Source organism: Providencia xihuensis, assembly GCF_041953405.1.
Taxonomy (GTDB): Bacteria; Pseudomonadota; Gammaproteobacteria; order Enterobacterales; family Enterobacteriaceae; genus Providencia; species Providencia vermicola.
Window position 1 is genome coordinate 2,241,685 of the sequence record NZ_CP169565.1, and the last position, 20,330, is coordinate 2,262,014.

At 39.1% G+C, this 20,330-nt stretch carries 17 protein-coding genes and 1 other annotated feature; of the genes, 5 read left to right on the top strand and 12 right to left on the bottom strand.

The window, feature by feature from the left end; all coding sequences use genetic code 11:
• Window positions 1-7: 7 nt before the first annotated feature.
• Entirely contained in the window at window positions 8-1,468 is a 1,461-nt protein-coding gene (cls, locus tag ACE2AL_RS09980; protein WP_206086123.1) for a cardiolipin synthase, read from the bottom strand.
• Window positions 1,469-1,754: 286 nt separating this feature from the next.
• Between cls and ACE2AL_RS09985 the strand changes: the two genes are divergently transcribed.
• Window positions 1,755-1,928: a YciY family protein gene (locus ACE2AL_RS09985; protein ID WP_206086122.1), complete on the top strand. Its 174-nt coding sequence runs from the start codon at window positions 1,755-1,757 to the stop codon at window positions 1,926-1,928.
• 126 nt (window positions 1,929-2,054) lie between these two features.
• Window positions 2,055-2,774 (top strand): TonB family protein, encoded by a 720-nt coding sequence (locus ACE2AL_RS09990; protein WP_375083445.1) that lies wholly within the window; start codon window positions 2,055-2,057, stop codon window positions 2,772-2,774.
• A 67-nt stretch (window positions 2,775-2,841) separates the two neighbouring features.
• On the opposite strand, the gene yciA is transcribed toward ACE2AL_RS09990, so the two are convergent.
• On the bottom strand, window positions 2,842-3,270 hold the full coding sequence (gene yciA, locus ACE2AL_RS09995; protein WP_206086120.1) for an acyl-CoA thioester hydrolase YciA: 429 nt from the start codon (window positions 3,268-3,270) through the stop codon (window positions 2,842-2,844).
• 290 nt (window positions 3,271-3,560) lie between these two features.
• Between yciA and ACE2AL_RS10000 the strand changes: the two genes are divergently transcribed.
• The gene (locus tag ACE2AL_RS10000) at window positions 3,561-3,758 is read left to right on the top strand and encodes a YqaE/Pmp3 family membrane protein (RefSeq protein ID WP_206086119.1); all 198 of its coding nucleotides are present in this window, start codon (window positions 3,561-3,563) and stop codon (window positions 3,756-3,758) included.
• Window positions 3,759-3,826: 68 nt separating this feature from the next.
• On the opposite strand, the gene ACE2AL_RS10005 is transcribed toward ACE2AL_RS10000, so the two are convergent.
• On the bottom strand, window positions 3,827-4,384 hold the full coding sequence (locus ACE2AL_RS10005) for a septation protein A (protein WP_206086118.1): 558 nt from the start codon (window positions 4,382-4,384) through the stop codon (window positions 3,827-3,829).
• 225 nt (window positions 4,385-4,609) lie between these two features.
• Between ACE2AL_RS10005 and ACE2AL_RS10010 the strand changes: the two genes are divergently transcribed.
• Window positions 4,610-6,409, top strand: a complete 1,800-nt coding sequence (locus ACE2AL_RS10010) for a SulP family inorganic anion transporter (RefSeq protein WP_375083446.1) — start codon at window positions 4,610-4,612, stop codon at window positions 6,407-6,409.
• 63 nt (window positions 6,410-6,472) lie between these two features.
• Here ACE2AL_RS10010 and ACE2AL_RS10015 read toward each other — a convergent pair whose 3' ends face one another.
• The gene (locus ACE2AL_RS10015) at window positions 6,473-7,228 is read right to left on the bottom strand and encodes a YciC family protein (protein WP_206086116.1); all 756 of its coding nucleotides are present in this window, start codon (window positions 7,226-7,228) and stop codon (window positions 6,473-6,475) included.
• A 417-nt stretch (window positions 7,229-7,645) separates the two neighbouring features.
• Here ACE2AL_RS10015 and ompW point away from each other — a divergent pair, with 417 nt between their 5' ends.
• The gene (gene ompW / locus ACE2AL_RS10020; RefSeq protein ID WP_375083447.1) at window positions 7,646-8,284 is read left to right on the top strand and encodes an outer membrane protein OmpW; all 639 of its coding nucleotides are present in this window, start codon (window positions 7,646-7,648) and stop codon (window positions 8,282-8,284) included.
• A 345-nt stretch (window positions 8,285-8,629) separates the two neighbouring features.
• On the opposite strand, the gene ACE2AL_RS10025 is transcribed toward ompW, so the two are convergent.
• The 8 genes from ACE2AL_RS10025 to ACE2AL_RS10060 form a co-directional block, all read right to left on the bottom strand.
• Window positions 8,630-10,309 (bottom strand): ShlB/FhaC/HecB family hemolysin secretion/activation protein, encoded by a 1,680-nt coding sequence (locus ACE2AL_RS10025; RefSeq protein ID WP_206086114.1) that lies wholly within the window; start codon window positions 10,307-10,309, stop codon window positions 8,630-8,632.
• A gap of 531 nt (window positions 10,310-10,840) precedes the next feature.
• Window positions 10,841-12,997 carry a filamentous hemagglutinin N-terminal domain-containing protein gene (locus ACE2AL_RS10030; protein WP_375083448.1) on the bottom strand — a complete coding sequence of 719 codons (2,157 nt, stop codon included), beginning with the start codon at window positions 12,995-12,997 and terminating at the stop codon, window positions 10,841-10,843.
• A gap of 507 nt (window positions 12,998-13,504) precedes the next feature.
• A complete protein-coding gene (gene trpA / locus ACE2AL_RS10035) occupies window positions 13,505-14,311 on the bottom strand; it encodes a tryptophan synthase subunit alpha (RefSeq protein WP_206086112.1) in 807 nt (268 codons plus the stop codon).
• Entirely contained in the window at window positions 14,311-15,501 is a 1,191-nt protein-coding gene (gene trpB, locus ACE2AL_RS10040; RefSeq protein WP_272539865.1) for a tryptophan synthase subunit beta, read from the bottom strand. The genes trpA and trpB overlap by 1 nt, the downstream gene beginning before the upstream one ends.
• 59 nt (window positions 15,502-15,560) lie before the next feature.
• A complete protein-coding gene (trpCF, locus tag ACE2AL_RS10045) occupies window positions 15,561-16,937 on the bottom strand; it encodes a bifunctional indole-3-glycerol-phosphate synthase TrpC/phosphoribosylanthranilate isomerase TrpF (RefSeq protein ID WP_206086110.1) in 1,377 nt (458 codons plus the stop codon).
• Window position 16,938: 1 nt separating this feature from the next.
• Entirely contained in the window at window positions 16,939-17,940 is a 1,002-nt protein-coding gene (gene trpD, locus ACE2AL_RS10050) for an anthranilate phosphoribosyltransferase (RefSeq protein ID WP_206086109.1), read from the bottom strand.
• 20 nt (window positions 17,941-17,960) lie between these two features.
• Window positions 17,961-18,572, bottom strand: coding sequence for a gamma-glutamyl-gamma-aminobutyrate hydrolase family protein (locus ACE2AL_RS10055; RefSeq protein WP_206086108.1), 612 nt, complete (start codon window positions 18,570-18,572; stop codon window positions 17,961-17,963).
• Window positions 18,572-20,146 (bottom strand): anthranilate synthase component 1, encoded by a 1,575-nt coding sequence (locus ACE2AL_RS10060; protein ID WP_375083449.1) that lies wholly within the window; start codon window positions 20,144-20,146, stop codon window positions 18,572-18,574. Before ACE2AL_RS10060 ends, ACE2AL_RS10055 begins: the two co-directional genes overlap by 1 nt.
• 26 nt (window positions 20,147-20,172) lie before the next feature.
• Window positions 20,173-20,275 (bottom strand) — a sequence feature (Trp leader region).
• Window positions 20,276-20,330 lie beyond the last annotated feature (55 nt).

Sequence of the window (20,330 nt, forward strand, 5' to 3'; positions counted from 1 at the left end):
ATTTACGCTATAACAGTGGGCTAAAGAAATAACAAACACGCTCAACTACGCGGTTCCAGAAGGGGCGTTGTTCCCATTCTTCAATTTCTAAGCGTGTTGATCGAGCCATGTAATCATACTGAACTAACGTCAGATCGCTACCAAAACTTTTATCATCAATAACGACGGTGATTTCAAAGTTAAGCCATAAGCTACGCATATCGAGATTAACGGAACCAACTAAACTGAGTTCGCCATCCACAAGGACACTTTTAGTATGCAATAAGCCATCTTCGAATTGATAAATTTTTACGCCAGCCTCAAGTAATTCGCTATAAAATGAACGGCTTGCCCATCGAACGAGGAAAGAGTCATTTTGTCTTGGCATGATAATGCTCACATCGACACCGCGCATGGCCGCGGTACAGATAGCATGCAGAAGGTCATCACTAGGGACAAAATAGGGCGTTGTCATGATTAACTGTTTGCGAGCAGAAAACATGGCGGTCATCAGCGATTGTTGAATCAGTTCATCAGGGAAACCAGGCCCTGAAGCGATGGTTTGAGTGGTGTGACCATTGGCTTGCTCAAACGGCATAATATTGCTGTCTGGTGGTGGTGGCAAAATACGTTGGCCTGTTTCCATTTCCCAGTCAAATGCATACACAATCCCTAAAGTGGTGCTCACAGGGCCTTCCATACGCACTAAAATATCAATCCATTCACCAACACCTGAGTCTTGTTTAAAATAGCGAGGGTCAACCATATTCATACTTCCAGTGTATGAAATATAGTTATCGATAATGATAATTTTACGGTGTTGGCGTAAATCCATGCGACGTAAGAAGAAACGCATTAAATTCACTTTTAGCGATTCGACAAACTCAATGCCTGCTGCGCGCATTTTTGCAGGATAATCACTGCGGAAAAAGTGCCAACTCCCTGCGGAGTCAACCATGATGCGGCATTTTACACCACGTTTAGCGGCATTTAGCAGAGCCTCCGTTACGCCATCAACCAATCCACCAGGTTGCCAAATGTAGAACACCATCTCGATAGAATGCTGTGCATTATTAATGTCATTAACAATGGCTTTTAATGAATCTTCACAAGTGGTTAATAGTTGGATACGGTTTCCTTTAACGCCAGCGATGCCCTGACGTTTTTCGATCAGTTGAAAAAGCGGTTCTGCTACCGAACTGTTTTCATTTGCAAAAATATGTTTTGAATGGCGTAAGTTTTCGAGCCATGTGGCGACAGAAGGCCACATATGGTGGGCTTTATCAACACGGCGTTTCCCTAAATGAAGCTCACCAAAGGCGACATAGGCAATTATCCCAACTAAAGGAAGGATATAAATAATTAACAACCATGTCATTGCAGAGGTCACAGGCCTCCTTTTAACTAAAATGCGGACAGTAATTGCTGCAATAAGTAGCCAGTAAAGGAAAAATAGAAGCCAACTCATAAGGGTATAAACAGTTGCCATAATGGATTAAATGCCTCTCGCTAATAGGGAAATACCATCGAAAAAAGAAGTTTTACCTGAAAAAACAGTGAGCAATATATTAACTTAATAGAATTTAGCAAAATTTTGCAGTAAAAGCTTTGTGTAATAGATAATTCATGAGGAAATAATAATTCCAAATTGAAATAATAAACATTGAAATTAAATAATTATTATGAGATAGACCATAAAAGATCTTCTTGGCTCTTTTTTTCAAAGGAATATAATATTTTCTCACCGTATTTTTTCATAAAAAAAGGGCAGAAAAATGAGACGCAGTAGGCATGAGGTCGGTCGTTGGAGAATGTTAAGACAAGTGCAACGTCGCCGTCGACGCTGGCTAGAAGGGCATTCAAGACGCAATATGCACATTTATGCCATGCGCAAAATCGATATTTATCGCCGTCGACACTCACTACTTTTTACTCAATGGGTTGAGTAGGGTTATTAGGGCGCACATTCACATTTTTCACTTTGTATGACAAACCTTATTGAATATGATTGCTATTTGCATTTAAACTAGTGACTATATTCTTTTAGGTCGACAGGTGTAGGGTAGAAATTGCATATGCGTTGGATCCGTTGGAGTTTAATTATCGTCATTTCGTTATCTATTCATGCAGGTCTTGCGATGGCATGGATTTTTAATCAACCTAATTTGGCTAGAGATCCTGAGCCAATGACGATTGCGATGGTTGCTTTTGCTGCCCCTGAACCTGCTTCAGAGCCTGTTCCTGAGGTTGAAATACCTGTCGAACCAGAGCCAGAACCGATTATCGAACCTGAACCCGAACCTGTGGTTGAGCCTGCGATTGTTTTGCCGAAGAAAAAACCTGAAGTGAAGAAGAAGCCAAAACCAAAGCAGGAAGAAAAGAAAAAAATTAAAGAAGATGTTAAGCCAGTTGAAAAACAACTTGCGATGAATAACATCAAATCAGATGCAACAGCACCGAAAACAAACAATAATCCAGTAACGACCGCAAAAAATACTGGGGCGAGTAATAGCCAGTCTACCGCGAAAAGTGGTCCAAGGGCTCTACATAAACAAGCTCCTGTTTATCCAGAACGTGCACGCCGTTTAGGGAAAGAGGGGTATGTTAAGGTGCGTTATGATATTGACGACGGCGGCCGTGTGACGAATATCGAGTTTGTTGAGGTTTCACCGAAAGGTTTGTTTGAGCGAGATGTTAAACGAGCAATGAACCGCTGGACATTCGAGAAACAACCCGCAAAAGGTTATGTCACCGAAATTTACTTCAAACTGGATGGTACAGTTAGCCAAGTGTAACTTGCTGATTAAGCCATTAAAAAAGCACCAAAACGGTGCTTTTTTAATTTAAGCGTGAATTAAACGATTATTCAGTGATTTGCTCAGAGCTGGCTAATTGGAAATGCTGTTTTTCTGTTGGTAACTCTCGTGGCGTATTATCATCATTCACGGCTACATAGGTAAATACCGCATCGGTGGCACGGTAACGTTGGCCTACAGGCTCCGTTGCAACTTTTTTCACCCACACTTCAATATTAATGGTAATTGAGCTTTTACCTGTTTTTAAGCAGCGCGCGTAGCAACAGACCACATCACCGACTGCGACAGGTTTTTGAAATTTTATGCCATTCACTGCGACGGTAACAACACGGCCGAGCGCGATTTCTTTTGCAAGGATAGCACCGCCAATGTCCATTTGTGACATTAACCAGCCACCGAAAATATCACCATTGGCGTTTGTATCCGCAGGCATGGCGAGGGTTCGTAAAACCAATTCACCGTTTGGTAATTGCATATTTAACTCTTATTAAAAAGGGAATAAAAACGACTAGTTAGCATTTATAGCAAATTACTGATACTCAAGTAAACTCTAACTACAGACTTATTGTCCAAGTATCGCCAATAAAACGTGTTTAGCCAATAAAATCCAATAAATAGCGCAGAACATCGGCGTATTGTGTTTAAATTCGGCTGAAAGTTAGAGTTATGCAAAGAAAACGCTAGAAGTGTTTTTTGTATTTAGTCAATTGGCTAGATTGCCTATACTTAAACCATAAACCGTTGATAAGTATTTGGGGGGAAAGTATGAGACTCATTTTGGCGATATTATTACCGTGGTTGCAATTTTTTACTATTGGTCGTCCATTTGCAGGAATAATTTGTCTGATTTTACAGCTGACTTTAATTGGTTGGTTGCCAGCGGCTATCTGGTCTGTATATGCGTTATCACAATACAATACTGACAAAAAGATTGAAAAAGCGTTTGGTCAAAACCGACATTAGCTTAAAAACAAAAAAACCTGCTCAATCAGATAAAGCAGGTTTTTTTGTTTAGATATTCAGAAACATGACTACTCTTCGTGTTTTTCAACCGCTTCTTTGGTCATGTTTTTAAAAATATATACTACGCTTAACACAGTAAAAATCAGTGTTCCTGCCGTCAGACCGAATACTTTGAAATTGACCCAAATATCTTGTGCCATCCAAAATGCGACATAAATATTTAAAACTGCACAAAAAACAAAGAAGATAGCCCATGCACTATTAAGCTTATTCCAGTAACTATCCGCTAACTTAATTTCTTGGTTACTTCCTAGCATACGTTGAATTAATGGTTTTTCAGTAAACCATTGGCTGAATAATAACGCGATAGCGAATGCACCATAAATGATGGTGACTTTCCATTTAATGAATGCATCACTGTGGAAAATTAGTGTTAATGCCGCAAAACCCATCACAATAGCACAGGTGATCTTGGCTACTTTTTCAACTTTCTTATAAATAAGATAAGTGGCTAACAATGCCAGTGGTGTAGTGACCATTAAGGCACCACTTGCGTAAAAAATGTCGTATCGCTTATACACGATGAAAAAGATAATCAGAGGGATAAAATCAATAAGTTGTTTCATAACAGTGAATACAGCGCCTCAACGTCAAGATAATAGAGTAGTTTAACCGATATTGGCATTAATTGTTAAAAGTTTGCACCTTTTTACCAATAAACATGCCTTGTTACCAATCATATTTGCACAATTTTACTATTATTTGACTTACTTCTAGATAAACTTTATCAGTTCGGCTATAAATAAGGTTTTAGATAATTTAACTTACTAATTTATAGGTGTTTTTCCTCAATGATAAAGGCGAAGCTATTTGTCTGGATGCCAGGTTTAGAAACGCTGTTTAACTACCAGCTTTCAAACTTAGGTTCTGATGTGAAAGCTGGATTGTCCGTTGCGGCGGTGGCATTACCTGTTGCGATTGCTTATGCCGAATTAATGGGGGTGAACGCTATTGTTGGATTGTATGCCTGTATCCTTCCTATGTTTTTTTATGCGCTGTTTGGGACATCAAAGCAACTGATTATTGGCCCTGATGCGGCGACTTGCGCGGTTATTGCTGCTGCCGTTGCTCCACTTGCAATGGGGGATGAAAATGTTCGCTGGCAGTTAATCATTGTAATGAGCCTCATGACGGGTATTTGGTGTTTGATTGCAGCAAGATTCCGTTTAGGAACTTTTGCTGATTTTCTATCCCGCCCGATATTACAAGGCTTGTTAAATGGGGTGGCATTAACCATCGTTGTTAGCCAAATGGGTAAAATTTTTGGTATTACCACATTACCTGCAGGATTTATCGAGCGCCTTATTGCGTTTCCTCTATCAATAGCACAAACGCATATACCAACCTTATTGGTTGCGGCGGCAACATTAGCAGTCACATTAATTATTAAACGTGTGCGTAGTAAGTGGCCATCATTATTGATTGCCATGGTTCTCGCGACGGTTGCTAGTATCGTATTTAATCTTGAACAGTATGGTATTAGTATTGTCGGGGATTTAGGAGACGGGTTGCCTTCTATTCCAATGCCCGAGTTCCCACCGGGACTGCTACGCGACTTAGTTATTCCTTCAATGAACTTGGCAGTGATCAGCTTTGTCAGTTTTATGATGACTGCGCGTAGTTTCGCTAGTAAAAATGGCTATGCTATTGATGCGGATCAGGAACTACGTGCATTAGGGATAGCCAACATCGCCTCTGCGTTTTCCCAAGGTTTTGCTGTGAGTGCGGCAAGCAGCCGTACTGCAGTTAACGATATGATGGGGGGGAAAACTCAGCTCGTTTCTATTGTTGCGGCACTAACGATTTTAGCCGTATTGTTATTTTCTATGGACTTATTGGAATATATTCCGATGCCAGCCTTGGGAATGGTACTGGTCGTTTCGACGTTCTCGTTAATTAGCTTTCGTAGTATTTTATCCATGCGTAAGCGTAATAGAGAAGCCTTCTTCTTATGTGTCTTTACGTTAGTTGCTGTGTTGCTAGTTGGGCTAATCAGTGGTGTGGGTTTAGCCGTATTATTGGGTTTATTGCAGTTTATCCGAGTGATATTTAGGCCAACCGATCAGCAACTTGGTGTGGATGAGCAAGGCATGTTGCATTCAATGACATCAGATAATGATATTCAACCTATTGAAGGTGTATTAATTTATCGTTTTAACTCTCCGTTGACTTACTTCAACGTGAATTACTTTAAAGAGCGGTTGAATAAGCACTTAGATAACCAATTAAAGAGACCTGCATGGGTGATCGTCGACGCCGCGGTAAGTTTTACCCATAATGATGTGAGTGTATTTTCAACTCTTAATGATATCGTCACATCTTTGAAAGCGAAAGGTGTCACGTTAGTGTTGGCAGGGCGTCGTACATCAATTAAACGTTGGCTAGAACAAAATAAAATTACACGCTCTGATGATGATTTATTAGTTGTCCCTGATATCTATTTTGCAATTCGTTTAATTCAAAGTAAGCAACAAATTCAAATTAAATGTGTTGAAGAGAGAAAAGCGCAAGAAGAGATGAACGCGTTAGAACAACAAAGGGATTGTGAAGATATTGATGAATCACTTAATTTGAAACCAGAAAAGAATTAAGATATTTCTCAATTGATTGCATTAGAAAAAAGGAGCCACTTGGCTCCCTTTTTTAAATCGAAATTAAGCGTTTTTATTGACTAACATGTATAAACGGTAGAAATAAATTAAGGCGAAAGCAGCAACGATATTATTCAGCAGGAATGATATACCGTTAATGACAATGTGGTTCATCTGTAAGCTGCTTAATAATACACTCACCAACATTTGTGCAGCCATCCAAATTAAAATCATTGGCAGGGCAACACGCCAGTTTGCATACGCCATTTTCCAGCTTTTACCCATCGCACTAAACGGGTTTGTTTTTTCATTAATTAAGATAGCTGGTGCGAGAGAAAAACCAATCGCTAGAACAATCCCTGGGAGCACCATAATGGTGATGCCAAGTTGAATGAGAAGTGAGCAAACAACGAGTAACAAAAACATAGAAGGGGCTTTGCCTAATGAAGCGCTAAGTGCCTGCGTCGCATTCATGGCTTCACCGCGGGACATCCCTGCAATATAGGATAAAGTGCCACAGATAAGCACTAAGCTGCCTAGCGTTACAGAAAGAATTAGCCCAAAGGAAACACGTAGAATGCTGCTTTTGTCTTGCTCTGAAAGGCCTAATATCCAATCTTGTAAACCTGCATTCCCTGACTCAATCATTTGGTTTTGTGCTTGAGCAAGCACACCAATCATTTGTTCATTCGGGATCATCATTGCGTAAATCACGAGGCTCACCGCCGTTGCCAACACAACAATGGTGAAAAGGCCACTCAGTTGATTTTTGAAAAAATTAACGCTGTCACTGATGAGTGAGTTGGCCGAAATGGACATTTAACTGCTCCTATCTACAAACGGGATCAAAATTTTAAGGCAATTGTAACTGAGTATCAGACATAGAGGTAGAGAAAGATAAGAAATTTCGGGAAGTTAACGTAAGTATGTAAAGGGAATGATTCTCAATATTTAACCAAATTAATTGAGAGGGTTAATTAGAATTACTTAAATTGCATTTTAAATATATGTTTTATGTATAGGGTAAATATATAAATTTAAGGATCAAGTTTTTATTTTATTAGTTATTTTCCAAAAATTGATTTAAATCAAAATTAAAAAAAGAATAGATGGAATAATAAAACTATATTTATTGGATTACCTATAAATTGGTAAAAGATGTGATCTTGATTTGAACATCAATTTATATAATGCGGTATATTTTACTAAAATAAAAACACAGGAATGGGATTGATAATGAAAAAACTCACTGCGCTTGTATTAGCGGCTGCAACTTTAGCTCCAGCTGCTTCTATTGCTCATGAAGCTGGCGATTTTATTTTCCGTACGGGGACTGCTACAGTTCGCCCAAATGCGGGATCTGAAAATGTATTAGGTTTAGGTTCATTTGATGTTAATAATAATACGCAATTAGGTTTAACCTTTGGGTATATGATTACTGATAATATCGGTGTGGAATTATTAGCGGCGACGCCATTTGAACATAAGGTAGGCGTTGGCCCATTAGGTAATATTGCAACCGTTAAACATTTACCACCGACATTAATGGCACAATATTATTTTGGTAGCAAACAAGATAAATTGCGCCCTTATTTAGGCGCCGGTGTTAACTATACCTTCTTCTTTGATGAAAAGTTTAACTCAACAGGTAAAGCTAATGACTTGTCTGACTTAGATTTATCAAGTTCTTGGGGCTTTGCGGCACAAGCGGGTATGGACTATATGCTGACTGATAACTGGATGTTAAACGCATCAGTTTGGTGGATGAATATAGAGACTGATGTGAAATTTAAGCATGAAACATTAGGCCAGCAAAAAATTGATACTCGTTTAGACCCATTTGTATTTATGTTTGGAGCAGGTTATCGCTTCTAATAGTTTTGATAGGATGCAATACAGGTTAATACCTGAATTCTGATGGAATAGAGTGCAGTAGGAAATCCGAGAGTATTTATATTCTCGGATTTTTCATTATATAAAGACAGTAAGATCAATTAAACATTTTTATAACAATAAAGCGCATATTGCATTACAATTACTTGGTTTTTAAATATTAAAAATATAGAGTTACCACTTTTTTTGTCTATTTTATTATCTTGATTGTTAAAGAACGAAATAAATGATAGCGCCATTAGGTGAGGGGAAATATTTACAGGGACATAAAAGCTAAATACCTCATTGTGATATTTAGCTTTTAGTCAGCTGATCTAAGCTGTCACATTACCAAAACCATTGAACATTTAATCCTGCGTTGACGCTATTGGTTTCGTACTCATCGGGTTTATAAAGTGGAGCGCCTAGAAATAAATCATAACTGAAGATATTGACGCTTCCACGCATACCAATTGCCGTTCCTAAAAGTTGGTCATCGGAATAAAGGCCAAGAGGATATACACCACCAAATATACGGCCGTAGTCAATCGCATAATAAGGATAGAAAGAAAAACCTGGAATATAAAAGTTAAATTCATTCCTTAAATAGAAGCCTTTATCACCAATAAGTGAAAATTCTTCGTCAAAACCACGTACTGTCCATCGATTACCGAGTGAAAATTGATCTTGAATTGTTAATCTGTCCTTGCTGTACTGAACAAAAAGCTGAGGATTGTAACTCATGACAAAATTATCAAAAGAGATAGGGATCATGCCAGACACATCCAGTGTAAAAACTCGGGCCATATGGCTTGCATCGCCGTATTTCATGTCCCAGCTCTGTTCCGCACCTAACCAAGGAACGTTACGCTGATAATTGATTGAGGCATCCAGTGTTGAATTGTCGATATTTTGTCGGTGATTGACTCCCACTTTAAAGGTGGTTAAATTCCTCTCCTGAGACAATAGTTTGACATCTTCAAGCTTATACTCTGATTTACGCTTTATTAACTGAATAGACGCGGTATCTTTGAATGTTTGTCCACGTAAAAAAACATTACTAGCAGTCGCATTGTAATATTTGCTGTCGCCATAATATTTATAACTGACAATATCTTTAATCGTTTGTTTATAATCACTTTTGCTAGCATAGATAGAAAAAAGCCAATAATTGTAGGGTACAGCATAGTAAATTGCGGCATTACTTGTACTGTATCGTTCTTGGTTTTTTAGGTTCTTACCTGCTGAAATATACACTGTGTCATTCAAACTGGTTAAGTTATTACCATAAATGGTTACACCAACTTGGTCTTTACCCGTTTGGCGGCTGCCTGAGTTATTGTAATATCCCCCGACATTAACATGGGGAGATTTTTCTCGTTGAATAGTGATATCTGATGTAGAGAAATCTTTCCCTGGGGATAATTCGATATTGGCTTTGGCACCAGGAATGCGTTCCAAGTTTTCTAAGCCTTGTTCTATATCGCGAATATTCAGAATATCGCCTTCTTTTGCGGGCATGATTGCACCGAGCGTAATATAGGTATCGCTATCTTCAGATAATTTTACATTAGCGACTTTGCCGGGTATTATCTCTAGCGTCAAAATGCCTTCGCTAATATTTTGCTCAGGGATATTGACTCGAGTGGTGACATAACCTGATTTAATAATATTATCTTGTAAGCCTTTTGCTAATGTTTCAACCCCTTTAATTCCAATGCAGACTCCTACAACTTGGTTAGCATAAGTTTCAAGAGGGCGCATTGACGGTAATTTAGGTTCAGACACCAAAATTACTTTTTTCATATCAAAACATTGTTCTTCTTTATCAAAGATTAGAATATTGTTAGCGCGTTCTTGTTTTTTCCCTAAAACATCTTTAGCTTCTAATTGTATTTGTTGCTGGCGAGATTTATCTTGGCTTATTTGATTATTGATTTGTTGATCAACGGTCGAAGAGGGAGTCCCTGATGCATAAAATGGGAAAGCGAATAGGGTACTGGATAAAAAAATAAAACGAAAATTCATGGCCACCACTTTTATTCTTAAATGATCATTAAAAAATATTGGAAATATAATTAAGAATATTTTTATGATGAAGGTTTATTCTTTATTATATAAGATTGTTCTTATTGGTAATTAATTTTTTTTTGAGTTTTTTTTCATGTATATCCCTATGGGCTTTCACCGAGAAAAATAGTCTTAAGTAAGTTTATAAACTTTTAGATTATGCGTTAAAATGGGATTTAATAAAAATTAATTATATTAATTAAGTTATGAAATAAGTGAAAAGCCATTAGTTCGGTGTATATTATGATAATGATATAAAATATTGGTTTTATATTTTTTTTATTAAATATTAATTAGATACAATAAATCCCAAAATGGTGTATTTAGGTGTTTTTACTTGTTTTTTTGGTTTTTTAATTATGATTTATTTCAATGAGATATTAAATAGTTTTAACTGAATTTATATAGAGTAAGGAATAACAACTAATTAGGTTGAAAGAGGTAAATTTAATATGAAAAGGAGGCTAATTAGCCTCCTTTATGCTCTAATTAGTAATAATTAGGTGTGTTTAAAATGATCATGGAGCCTAAGATTTTTCCGTATGGGTTGTTATAAATTACAGGGCTTGTAATTTTAGTGGTTCCCATAGAACTTAAACGGCCATTATTATTATCAACACGAGTAAATGCATCAATGATTAAATCTTTACCTGCATCTACTAAGCCTGAATAAGTATTATTTAACTTGTTAACATCAAGCTTGACAGTATTTGCACCTTGAATTTTACCGTAACGGTTATCTAAGTCATTTCTCAATTTAATATTGATATCACCTTTGACTCCCGCTTTTTGAGATGCATCCGCAGCAATAATACCTGAGTAGTTGTTCAAGCTATTTGCGTTAATGTTAACCGCGCCGTCTTCAGCATAGATTCCGCCTGTTCTACCTGAAACACCGAACTTACTGGCATAAGCATTGAAGCCGCTTGCATAGCTGTTATCCAGAGAAGTCGTATTGATAACAACGTCGTTGTCAGCGGTAATCAGGCCACGATTGTTTGTTACATTCGTTGCTTTAATATCTAAATTAGTTCCTTTGATGTAACCATATTGGTTGATTAAGCTATAAACATTAAATTTAGATTTTCCCGAGTTAGAAACTAAAGAACCTTGGTTTTGAAGGATATTAGCCGTAATGTTTAGTGCTTTACCGCTATCTATAGCTGCATAACCATTGTTTACTAGGTTGTGAGACAACGTAATATTCGTTTGTCCATTGGTGGTTTTGATCAGTGAATTGCTGTTTTGCAATGTCTCAGCATCTATATCAATGCGACGTTTAGCTACAATCTCACTGCTGTTTTCATTAGCAATTAAAGTACGTGCATTAATCGCAATATCACGGCCTGAAATTGTTGAGTTACTATTGACAACTTTACCCGCATTGATAGTTACGTTGTTTCCTGAACGGATCCCACGATTATCTGTATTAATGACGTTATTACGTAAGTTATAATAGTTTTCAATGGTTCCCGTAGAACGAATATCGATATCACCACGGTTAGTTTTGATTGAGCCGTTAGTGTTATACAAGTTAGTTGATACCAGATTAATATTTTGTTGTGCATCAACAATACCACTTCGGTTATCAATGTTTGATCCTGTGGTTAATGTAACACTACCGCCATTGGATTTAATCTGGCCATTCACATTACTTAAAATGCCATTGTTAGTATTGATATCAATATCATTGTTACTCGCGATTGTGGAGTTGTTGTACAATCCTGAGTTAGTTTTGATATTAATTTTACCGTTGGCATTCATTTTGGCGTTTTGATTATAAACCAGGCCTTTTGAATCAATATTGATACCGCCCGAGCCTGCAACCATGCTGCCATAGTTGGATACACCAGTACCACTCTCTGTTGAAACTAATGTAATTTTATCGGCATACATACCCCCTAATGCGGACACATCAATACCGACTCGAGCTGTTGAACCTACACCTTGTACATTAGTGACATAGTTACCCTTTGCATCAACAAAGTTATTACCTGCAACAATATTAATTTCTTTTGCGTTAATATCACCACGGATCACTGCCGAGCGCGCAATAATATCTGTTGGAGAATCAGACTGTAAGCGGCTATTGATGATGATCTGGCCTTTTTCTACGTTATAGCCAAGTACTTCTCCCCCCGCAACAATAGGTTTACCTGTTGTTAGGGTAACGCGGTCGGTATTAATAAAACCACAGTTATTACATGTAATCCCAGATGCGTTAGCGACAATGACTTGTGCTTTCTGACCAGCCACTTCAACCATACCGTTGAGGGTACTTGCATTTGTGGAGTTAACTTCATTAAGAATCACTTTTGCAGGGCCGTTACCATTATTTAGGTTGAGGTTCCCATTGATTTGACCACCCAGAGTGGTATTTGTGTTGGTTGCACTGTTATTGAGAATAACGCCTTTCTGATCAACATCAAATTGGCTATAGATGTTATGAGAAACGCCTTTATCGCTTGCACCTTTGATATGAACGATAGTCGGGCCATTATTTTGGTTTATTACTCCAGCGCCATTAATATTAGTAATTGCAGCTTGTGAGACTGAAACTGATCCTAAAATAACGCATACACTTAAGAACAGAGGTTTAATCTTCAGCGTAGGCTGGCTGATAGATTTATGATTAAATTGTTTCATAAATATCCCTAAAATTGACTATAGATAAAATTAAAAATAGCTAATTAAAATTCCATTAAAGCGTAGGGATTATGCGTTATTATTATTTGCAATAAAATTTAATTGTACTTAAGTTGATTGAGTTAAATATTAAAAGAACAAAATAGCTTTATGTTTTTAATAGTGGTCTTTTATATTATTGTAAGCATAAATATGATATAAATCATCGAATTATATTTACTCTGTAATGGATATCGTAAGGGATAGTACGCGGGTAGTAACACGTAACCATGATATTGATTTATAAATTGATAATTCAGAGTTATTTATGTTTATTAAGAAAAGGTACGTAATTTTATTATTAAGGTTAATAATTTAGATGGTTGCTGGAAATTTTTATTTAAAAAATTTAATAAATAAAAATAAGTTAGATAAATAAATAAGCAATTAATCCTAATATTGCGTATTTAATATTTTTTTTAAAAAAAAGCCACCCAGTAAAATAGGGTGGCTAAAATTTTAAATATATTATTTTTGTGTGGCTACTTTCATTTTAGTTACAAATTCAGTTAATGCTTTTAGCATGACATCTGGCTTATCAAGGTTATTTTCAATAATTTTAACCACAGCAGAGCCTGAAATGGCACCAGCGGCACCATTTTTAATTGCCTCGGTGACTTGTTCTGGTTCAGAAATGCCAAACCCTTGGAGTGCAGGTGCGGCTTGATATTGCTTAAGCTTATCGACCAAATGTGTTAATGGCATTTGAGCACGTTGTTCAGTACCCGTCACACCAGCTCTTGATAATAAGTAAGTATACCCACGGCTATGTTCGCCGATTTGTTGTAATAAGGCATCGTCACCATTAGGAGGGCAAATAAAAATAGGGGCAATATTATGGGTAAGGGCAGCTTCACGAAAAGGTTTTGATTCACTCATGGGAACATCTGCAACTAATACAGAATCAACCCCTGCTTTCTGGCAACGGATATAGAAATTTTCAATTCCATTTGTAAAAACGAGGTTTGCATATACCAATAAACCGATTGGCATGGTTGGGTGTTTTGCTCGAATGCGGCTTAATAATTCAAAGCAAATTGTGGGTGTAATTTCACTTTTAAATGCTCGCAGGTTGGCGTTTTGAATTGTCGGGCCATCTGCCAGAGGATCTGAAAAGGGAATACCAATCTCTAGCGCATCAGCGCCACCTTCAATTAAAGCATCAATAATTTTCAGTGATGTTTCAGCATCGGGATCACCTAATGTCACAAAGGGAACGAAAGCACCTTGATTTAGGCTGTTTAGACGTTCAAAAAGTTGGTTATAACGTTCCATTAAATTTCCCCTTTGTTAGCTAAAATATCATGCACAGTAAAAATATCTTTATCGCCGCGACCTGATAAATTCACAATTAATAATTGCTCTTTATTGGGTTCTTGTTCTGCCATTTTTAACGCATAAGCTAAAGCATGAGAAGATTCTAACGCAGGTATAATGCCTTCCTTGCGAGATAAAAGTTTAAAGGCATTTAATGCTTCATCATCGGTAATAGAGACATATTCAGCACGACCGATGCTATTTAAATGTGCATGCTGTGGCCCAACTGAAGGGAAGTCTAACCCTGCAGATATTGAATAAGATTCTTCTATTTGTCCCTCGCGAGTTTGCATCATTGGGGACTTCATTCCAAAGTAGATACCCACGCGTCCATGTTTTAATGGGGCGCCATGTTGCCCTGACTCGATACCTAAACCTGCAGGTTCAACGCCAATAAGATTGACATTTTCCTCAGGGATAAAAGACGCAAACATGCCAATGGCATTGGATCCACCACCAATACACGCAATCACTGCATCGGGTAAACGGCCTTCTTTTTCAAGAATCTGCTGTTTTGCTTCATCACCAATCATGCGTTGAAATTCACGCACGATGGTTGGGTAAGGGTGTGGGCCAGCGGCAGTGCCCAGTAGATAATGCGCGTTATCGTAGCTGCCAGACCAGTCTCGCAGTGCTTCATTACAAGCATCTTTTAGGGTGGCGGAACCACTGTGGACAGGGATAACTTCTGCGCCCATCAGTTTCATGCGAAATACGTTAGGGGATTGACGCTCAACGTCTTTAGCGCCCATATAAATACGGCATTTCATGTTGAGAAGCGCACAAGCTAATGCTGTCGCAACACCGTGTTGCCCCGCACCTGTTTCAGCGATAATCTCTGTTTTGCCCATACGTTTAGCCAGTAGCGCTTGGCCTAAAACTTGGTTTGTTTTGTGCGCCCCGCCATGAAGCAGGTCTTCACGCTTTAAATACAACTTTGTTTTGGTGCCTGCTGTGAGATTTTTGCAGAGGGTCAAAGCTGTCGGACGACCTGCATAGTTTTTAAGTAGGTCATGGAATTCTTTGATAAATTCTGCGTCGTCTTGTGCGGCAATAAAGGCATCTTCTAATTGATTGAGTGCAGGGATTAAAATCTCTGGCACATATTGCCCACCAAACTCACCGAAATACGGATCTAATTTGCTCATTATTTGTTATCCATCTCATCAGTTAAAACGTAATTATTGTTTAGCCTTATCTTATTGCTTTATTGGATTGTTGATTCAGCCAGCAACGTTGATAACACTAACTTAATTTTTTGCTCACTCTTAATACCCGGCTCAATTTCTACACCAGAATTAAAATCAAGCCCATTACACAGCAATTTCGCGGCCTGAAGGCAGTTTTGAGGATTTAATCCGCCCGCTATCATTAGCTTTTGCTTTGCAGTTGTTGGAATGGCCGACCAATTGAAACTTTTACCTGTTCCGCCTTGCCCGTTATCGAGTAATAGAACATCAATATCTTGAGTTTCGTATTCAGATACGTTTGCTTGCGACATATCCAGCGCTTTCCACACTTCACAATAACTTGGTAATTGAGAGCGAACTTCTTGAATATATTGTAGGTCTTCATTACCGTGTAGCTGCACGGCAAAGAGCGCTAACTTTTTCGCTATATGCGCGACAAAATCGGCCGATTGATTACGAAATACACCAACATATTTTAGCGGGGCAGAATGAACAATACGTTCAGCTTGTGACAGTGTCACTTTTCGAGGAGAGGATTCAGCAAATATTAATCCTCCAAAACAAGCACCCGCGTCGAAAGCGGTTTTTGCATCCTGTTCACGGGTTAAGCCGCACACTTTATGTTCACCAACGAGCAATTTTTGTAGTGCCTTTGCAAGGTCATCTTGTTCCATTAAAGCGCTACCAATCAGAAAACCGTTAGCATATTGGCTAAGAGATTGAATATGCTGGTGTAAATAAATACCAGATTCACTGATCACAATTGTTTCTGGCGCTAAACGCGGTGCTAATTCGCGGGTGCGATTTAAATCAATGGATAAATCACGCAAGTCACGGTTATTAATACCGACCACTTTAGACTTTAATTTTATGGCTCGTTCTAATTCTTCTTCGTTACTGACTTCCGTTAGAATGCCCATATTTAGTTGATGTGCAACATTCGCTAAGGCCACATATTCTTCGTCATTTAATACCGATAACATCAATAAGATAGCATCAGCTTGATAATGACGTGCAAGGTATATTTGGTATGGATCGATAATAAAATCTTTACATAAAACAGGTTGCTTAACTGTGTTACTGACAATCGTCAGATAATCCATATTGCCTTGGAAATATTTTTCGTCAGTGAGGACGGAAATCGCAGATGCGTAGGGTGCATAGGTCTTCGCAATCACTTCGGGATCGAAATTTTCTCGAATTAACCCTTTTGAAGGAGACGCCTTTTTACATTCTAAAATAAACACTGGGCGCTTAGCGCTTAATGCATCATAGAAGCTGCGTTGACTTGGCTGTAATGTGTCAATGAAACTGTCTAAGGGCTGTTTAGCCTTACGTTCAACAAGGTAAACGGCTTTGTCATCAACAATCTTTTGTAATACAGTCGCTTTCATTTTACTGGTTCCTTGCCGCGAGCGCAGTGACTCGGTCGAATGATTTGCCGCTGCGAATAATTGAGAGAGCATGTTCGCTATTTTGTTTTAAATCTTCATGGCCATTAATCCGCATTAACATTGCCACATTAGCCGCGACTGCAGCCTCGTGAGCGGCTTTACCATGGCCTTGTAATAACTGGGTCAGTAGAATACGGTTTTCATCAGGAGTGCCGCCTTCCAAATCACGTAATTGATACGGCGTTAAGCCAAAATCGTCGGCGGTTAATTGGTAATGATGTAACACACCGTCTTTTAATTCAGCAACTTGGGTTGTGGCATGAAGTGAAACTTCATCCATCCCTCCACTGTGTACCACAGCTGCACGGGTAAAACCAAGCATATCTAAGGTTTCAGCGACGGGTTTTACCAGCGCTTCTTGATAAACGCCGATTAACGCGATGGGTGGGCGAGCTGGGTTGATTAATGGCCCAAGGACGTTAAATAATGTTCGTGTTTTCAGTTGTGAACGAACAGGTGCTGCATGGCGAAATCCACTATGGTACTGAGGGGCAAATAAGAAACACACGCCTAAATCATCCAAAATGTCCCGAGCACTTTGAGCGCTTAAATCAAGTGCAATACCAAAGGCCGCTAATAAATCTGATGATCCAGAACGACTAGATACGCTGCGATTGCCATGTTTAGCGACTTTAATTCCAGCTTCAGCGGCTACAAATGCGCTAGCCGTTGAAATGTTAATACTGTTTGCGCCATCTCCCCCCGTACCCACAATGTCACTGAATTGATAATCAGGTCGAGGGAATGGTTGGGCATTTTCTAAGCAGGCAAGGGCGGCACCTGCAATTTCTTGAGGTTGTTCACCACGCATTTTCATACTGATAAGTACGGCTGCCAGTTGTGGTTCGGTTAATTCACCTTGAATAATGGCATTAAATAAATACTGACTTTCTTGTTGTGTCAGTGGCTGCGCGTTGAATAATTTATCATAAATATTTTGCATAATTGGCTCTCTATATCCCGTTAGTGCGAATGAGTCGTGGTGCTTGCATTGGGTGTAGAAAGAGCCCATGCCACAGTATTTTCTAACAACTGTTTACCCTGAGTGGTTAAAATAGATTCAGGGTGAAATTGGAATCCACACACTTTGTCTTGCTCATTTCGCACAGCCATGACCATTCCGTTGGATTGCGCATTAATAGTCAGTGTTTCAGGAATTTGGCTACCCACTAAAGAGTGGTAGCGCGCGACTGAAACAGGATTTTCGAGATTAGCAAACATCGCTTGCCCATCGTGGGTAGCAAGTGAAGCCTTACCATGTAGTATTTCCCCCGCGGAAGAGACAACACCACCGTAAGCCTCAACAATAGCCTGATGGCCTAAACAAATACCAATCACAGGAATTTTGCCGATAACCTGTTTTAAGACTTCAGGCATAGAGCCTGCTTCACTCGGTTTTCCTGGCCCTGGTGATAACACTAAAATTGGTGAGTTCATTTGGTTTAATACAGATAAAATATGTTCTGAGCTCACGGTATTACGGTAAATAACGACTTGGTGGCCATTCGCACGCAGTTGATCGACCAAGTTGTAAGTGAAAGAATCCACATTATCGAGCAGTAAAATATTCGCCATTAGAATAACTCCTTCACTTGGTGGGCTTGGGCAATCGCACGGATCACGGCGCGTGCTTTATTGCGCGTTTCATCTGCTTCAGCTTGAGGGAACGAATCCAATACGACGCCACCACCAGCTTGCACAGTCGCAATGCCATCTTCTACATAGGCTGAGCGGATCACGATACAAGTATCGAAATCACCTCTGCCGTTGAAATAACCCACCGCACCGCCATAGGAGCCACGACGCTGTTGTTCATACTGCGCAATTAATTGCATGGCTTTCACTTTGGGGGCTCCCGTTAATGTGCCCATATTCATACAGGCTTGATAAGCATGAAAAATGTCTAAATCGTGACGTAATGTTCCCACAACATGGGAAACGAGATGCATCACAAAGGAATAACGATCGACTTTGGTTAAGTTAGCCACATAGCGGGTGCCTGCTTCACAGATACGGGCAAGATCATTACGTGCAAGATCAACAAGCATGATGTGCTCTGCTAGCTCTTTTTCATCTGTACGCATTGATAGTTCAATGCGGCTGTCTAAATCGAGGTCGATATCCCCTTGTGCATCACGACCGCGTGGGCGAGTACCTGCGATAGGGTAAATTTCGACCTTCCGGTCGCTGGTGGCATATTTCAATGCACTTTCTGGTGATGCGCCAAATAGCGTAAAATCCTGATCTTGCATATAAAACATATAAGGACTTGGGTTTTGCGCTTTTAATTTTTGGTAGGCAATCAGTGGATGTGAACAAGGCATGGTGAATTTTCGTGAGGGCACTACTTGGAAGATATCTCCACGATAAATCGCCTCTTTTAATGATATGACAATAGCGCCATATTCTTGGTCGTTTTTGCTCAGTGTAACTTGAAAGTTAGGCTCGCTTTGCAAAGGGAGTGCGGGCAAAAATGGACGGCAAGATGCAATAATTTCATTGTGGCGTTGTTTAACTGACGCCAGCGTTTGCTCATCTTGATTGAAAACACAGCTTTTAATGCGAGCCGCTTGGTTTTGATGGTCGATCACTAAATAGTGTTCCGCGACGAAGAAACAATAATCAGGGCACTGATTGACAGTTTTAACGTCAGGGATGGACTCAAAGTTTGCCACAAGGTCATAGGCAAATAAGCCTCCTACAAATACCGTTTCTGGCTTAGTCGAATAAGTTTGAGCTAAGGCAGGTAATGCACGTAACACGTCTAAGCATGATGCTGCTTTTAAACGACTGTCTTCATCTAAAGCAGGGTTAGGTTGCTCGAAGGTGACAATTAATAATGCCGTTTCAATGGTATGGGTGGAAATTACCCCAGAAAGTTGCGCTAACAATAATGGCAGCAAGGCTTGGCCGTTTAATGTTAACGCTTCAACTTCAACGCGTTGGCCAAAAGCGCGAATACGCAATGCGCTGTTAACAATCAATAAGCTTTGTAAGTTAGCTTTATTATTGATTTCAGCTGACTCCAGCAACATGGTTGATGGAATTGCATGGCATAAGTGATTGAATAACAACGTTGGGTCTGGCTGATAGTTAATTGGGCTATCCAGATACGTAAAATGTGCTAATGTGGTGTTTTGTTTGTTCATTTTGTTGCCTTACGCTAATTTTTGACATTAAAAAACCCGCCGTATGAAGGGCGGGTTTGGCACTGAGGCATGGTTTAACTATGCGCGTGCGGCTTCCGCCCAATTTGGGAAGTCACGCCACCAACGATTTGTTAAGTTAATTAAAGCCATAATGTGCCTCACTGGATAAACTGAATGTTATTGG

What these genes read in the sequence shown, in the direction of transcription:
- ACE2AL_RS09985 (WP_206086122.1), top strand. Translation starts at nt 1,755, where the DNA reads ATGAGACGCAGTAGGCATGAGGTCGGTCGTTGGAGAATGTTAAGACAA.
- ACE2AL_RS10005 (WP_206086118.1), bottom strand. Translation starts at nt 4,384, where the DNA reads ATGAAACAACTTATTGATTTTATCCCTCTGATTATCTTTTTCATCGTG.
- trpA (WP_206086112.1), bottom strand. Translation starts at nt 14,311, where the DNA reads ATGGAACGTTATAACCAACTTTTTGAACGTCTAAACAGCCTAAATCAA.
- ACE2AL_RS10010 (WP_375083446.1), top strand. Translation starts at nt 4,610, where the DNA reads ATGATAAAGGCGAAGCTATTTGTCTGGATGCCAGGTTTAGAAACGCTG.
- cls (WP_206086123.1), bottom strand. Translation starts at nt 1,468, where the DNA reads ATGGCAACTGTTTATACCCTTATGAGTTGGCTTCTATTTTTCCTTTAC.
- trpB (WP_272539865.1), bottom strand. Translation starts at nt 15,501, where the DNA reads ATGAGCAAATTAGATCCGTATTTCGGTGAGTTTGGTGGGCAATATGTG.
- ompW (WP_375083447.1), top strand. Translation starts at nt 7,646, where the DNA reads ATGAAAAAACTCACTGCGCTTGTATTAGCGGCTGCAACTTTAGCTCCA.
- ACE2AL_RS09990 (WP_375083445.1), top strand. Translation starts at nt 2,055, where the DNA reads ATGCGTTGGATCCGTTGGAGTTTAATTATCGTCATTTCGTTATCTATT.
- trpCF (WP_206086110.1), bottom strand. Translation starts at nt 16,937, where the DNA reads ATGAAAGCGACTGTATTACAAAAGATTGTTGATGACAAAGCCGTTTAC.
- trpD (WP_206086109.1), bottom strand. Translation starts at nt 17,940, where the DNA reads ATGCAAAATATTTATGATAAATTATTCAACGCGCAGCCACTGACACAA.
- ACE2AL_RS10025 (WP_206086114.1), bottom strand. Translation starts at nt 10,309, where the DNA reads ATGAATTTTCGTTTTATTTTTTTATCCAGTACCCTATTCGCTTTCCCA.
- ACE2AL_RS10060 (WP_375083449.1), bottom strand. Translation starts at nt 20,146, where the DNA reads ATGAACAAACAAAACACCACATTAGCACATTTTACGTATCTGGATAGC.
- ACE2AL_RS10000 (WP_206086119.1), top strand. Translation starts at nt 3,561, where the DNA reads ATGAGACTCATTTTGGCGATATTATTACCGTGGTTGCAATTTTTTACT.
- ACE2AL_RS10055 (WP_206086108.1), bottom strand. Translation starts at nt 18,572, where the DNA reads ATGGCGAATATTTTACTGCTCGATAATGTGGATTCTTTCACTTACAAC.
- ACE2AL_RS10015 (WP_206086116.1), bottom strand. Translation starts at nt 7,228, where the DNA reads ATGTCCATTTCGGCCAACTCACTCATCAGTGACAGCGTTAATTTTTTC.
- ACE2AL_RS10030 (WP_375083448.1), bottom strand. Translation starts at nt 12,997, where the DNA reads ATGAAACAATTTAATCATAAATCTATCAGCCAGCCTACGCTGAAGATT.
- yciA (WP_206086120.1), bottom strand. Translation starts at nt 3,270, where the DNA reads ATGCAATTACCAAACGGTGAATTGGTTTTACGAACCCTCGCCATGCCT.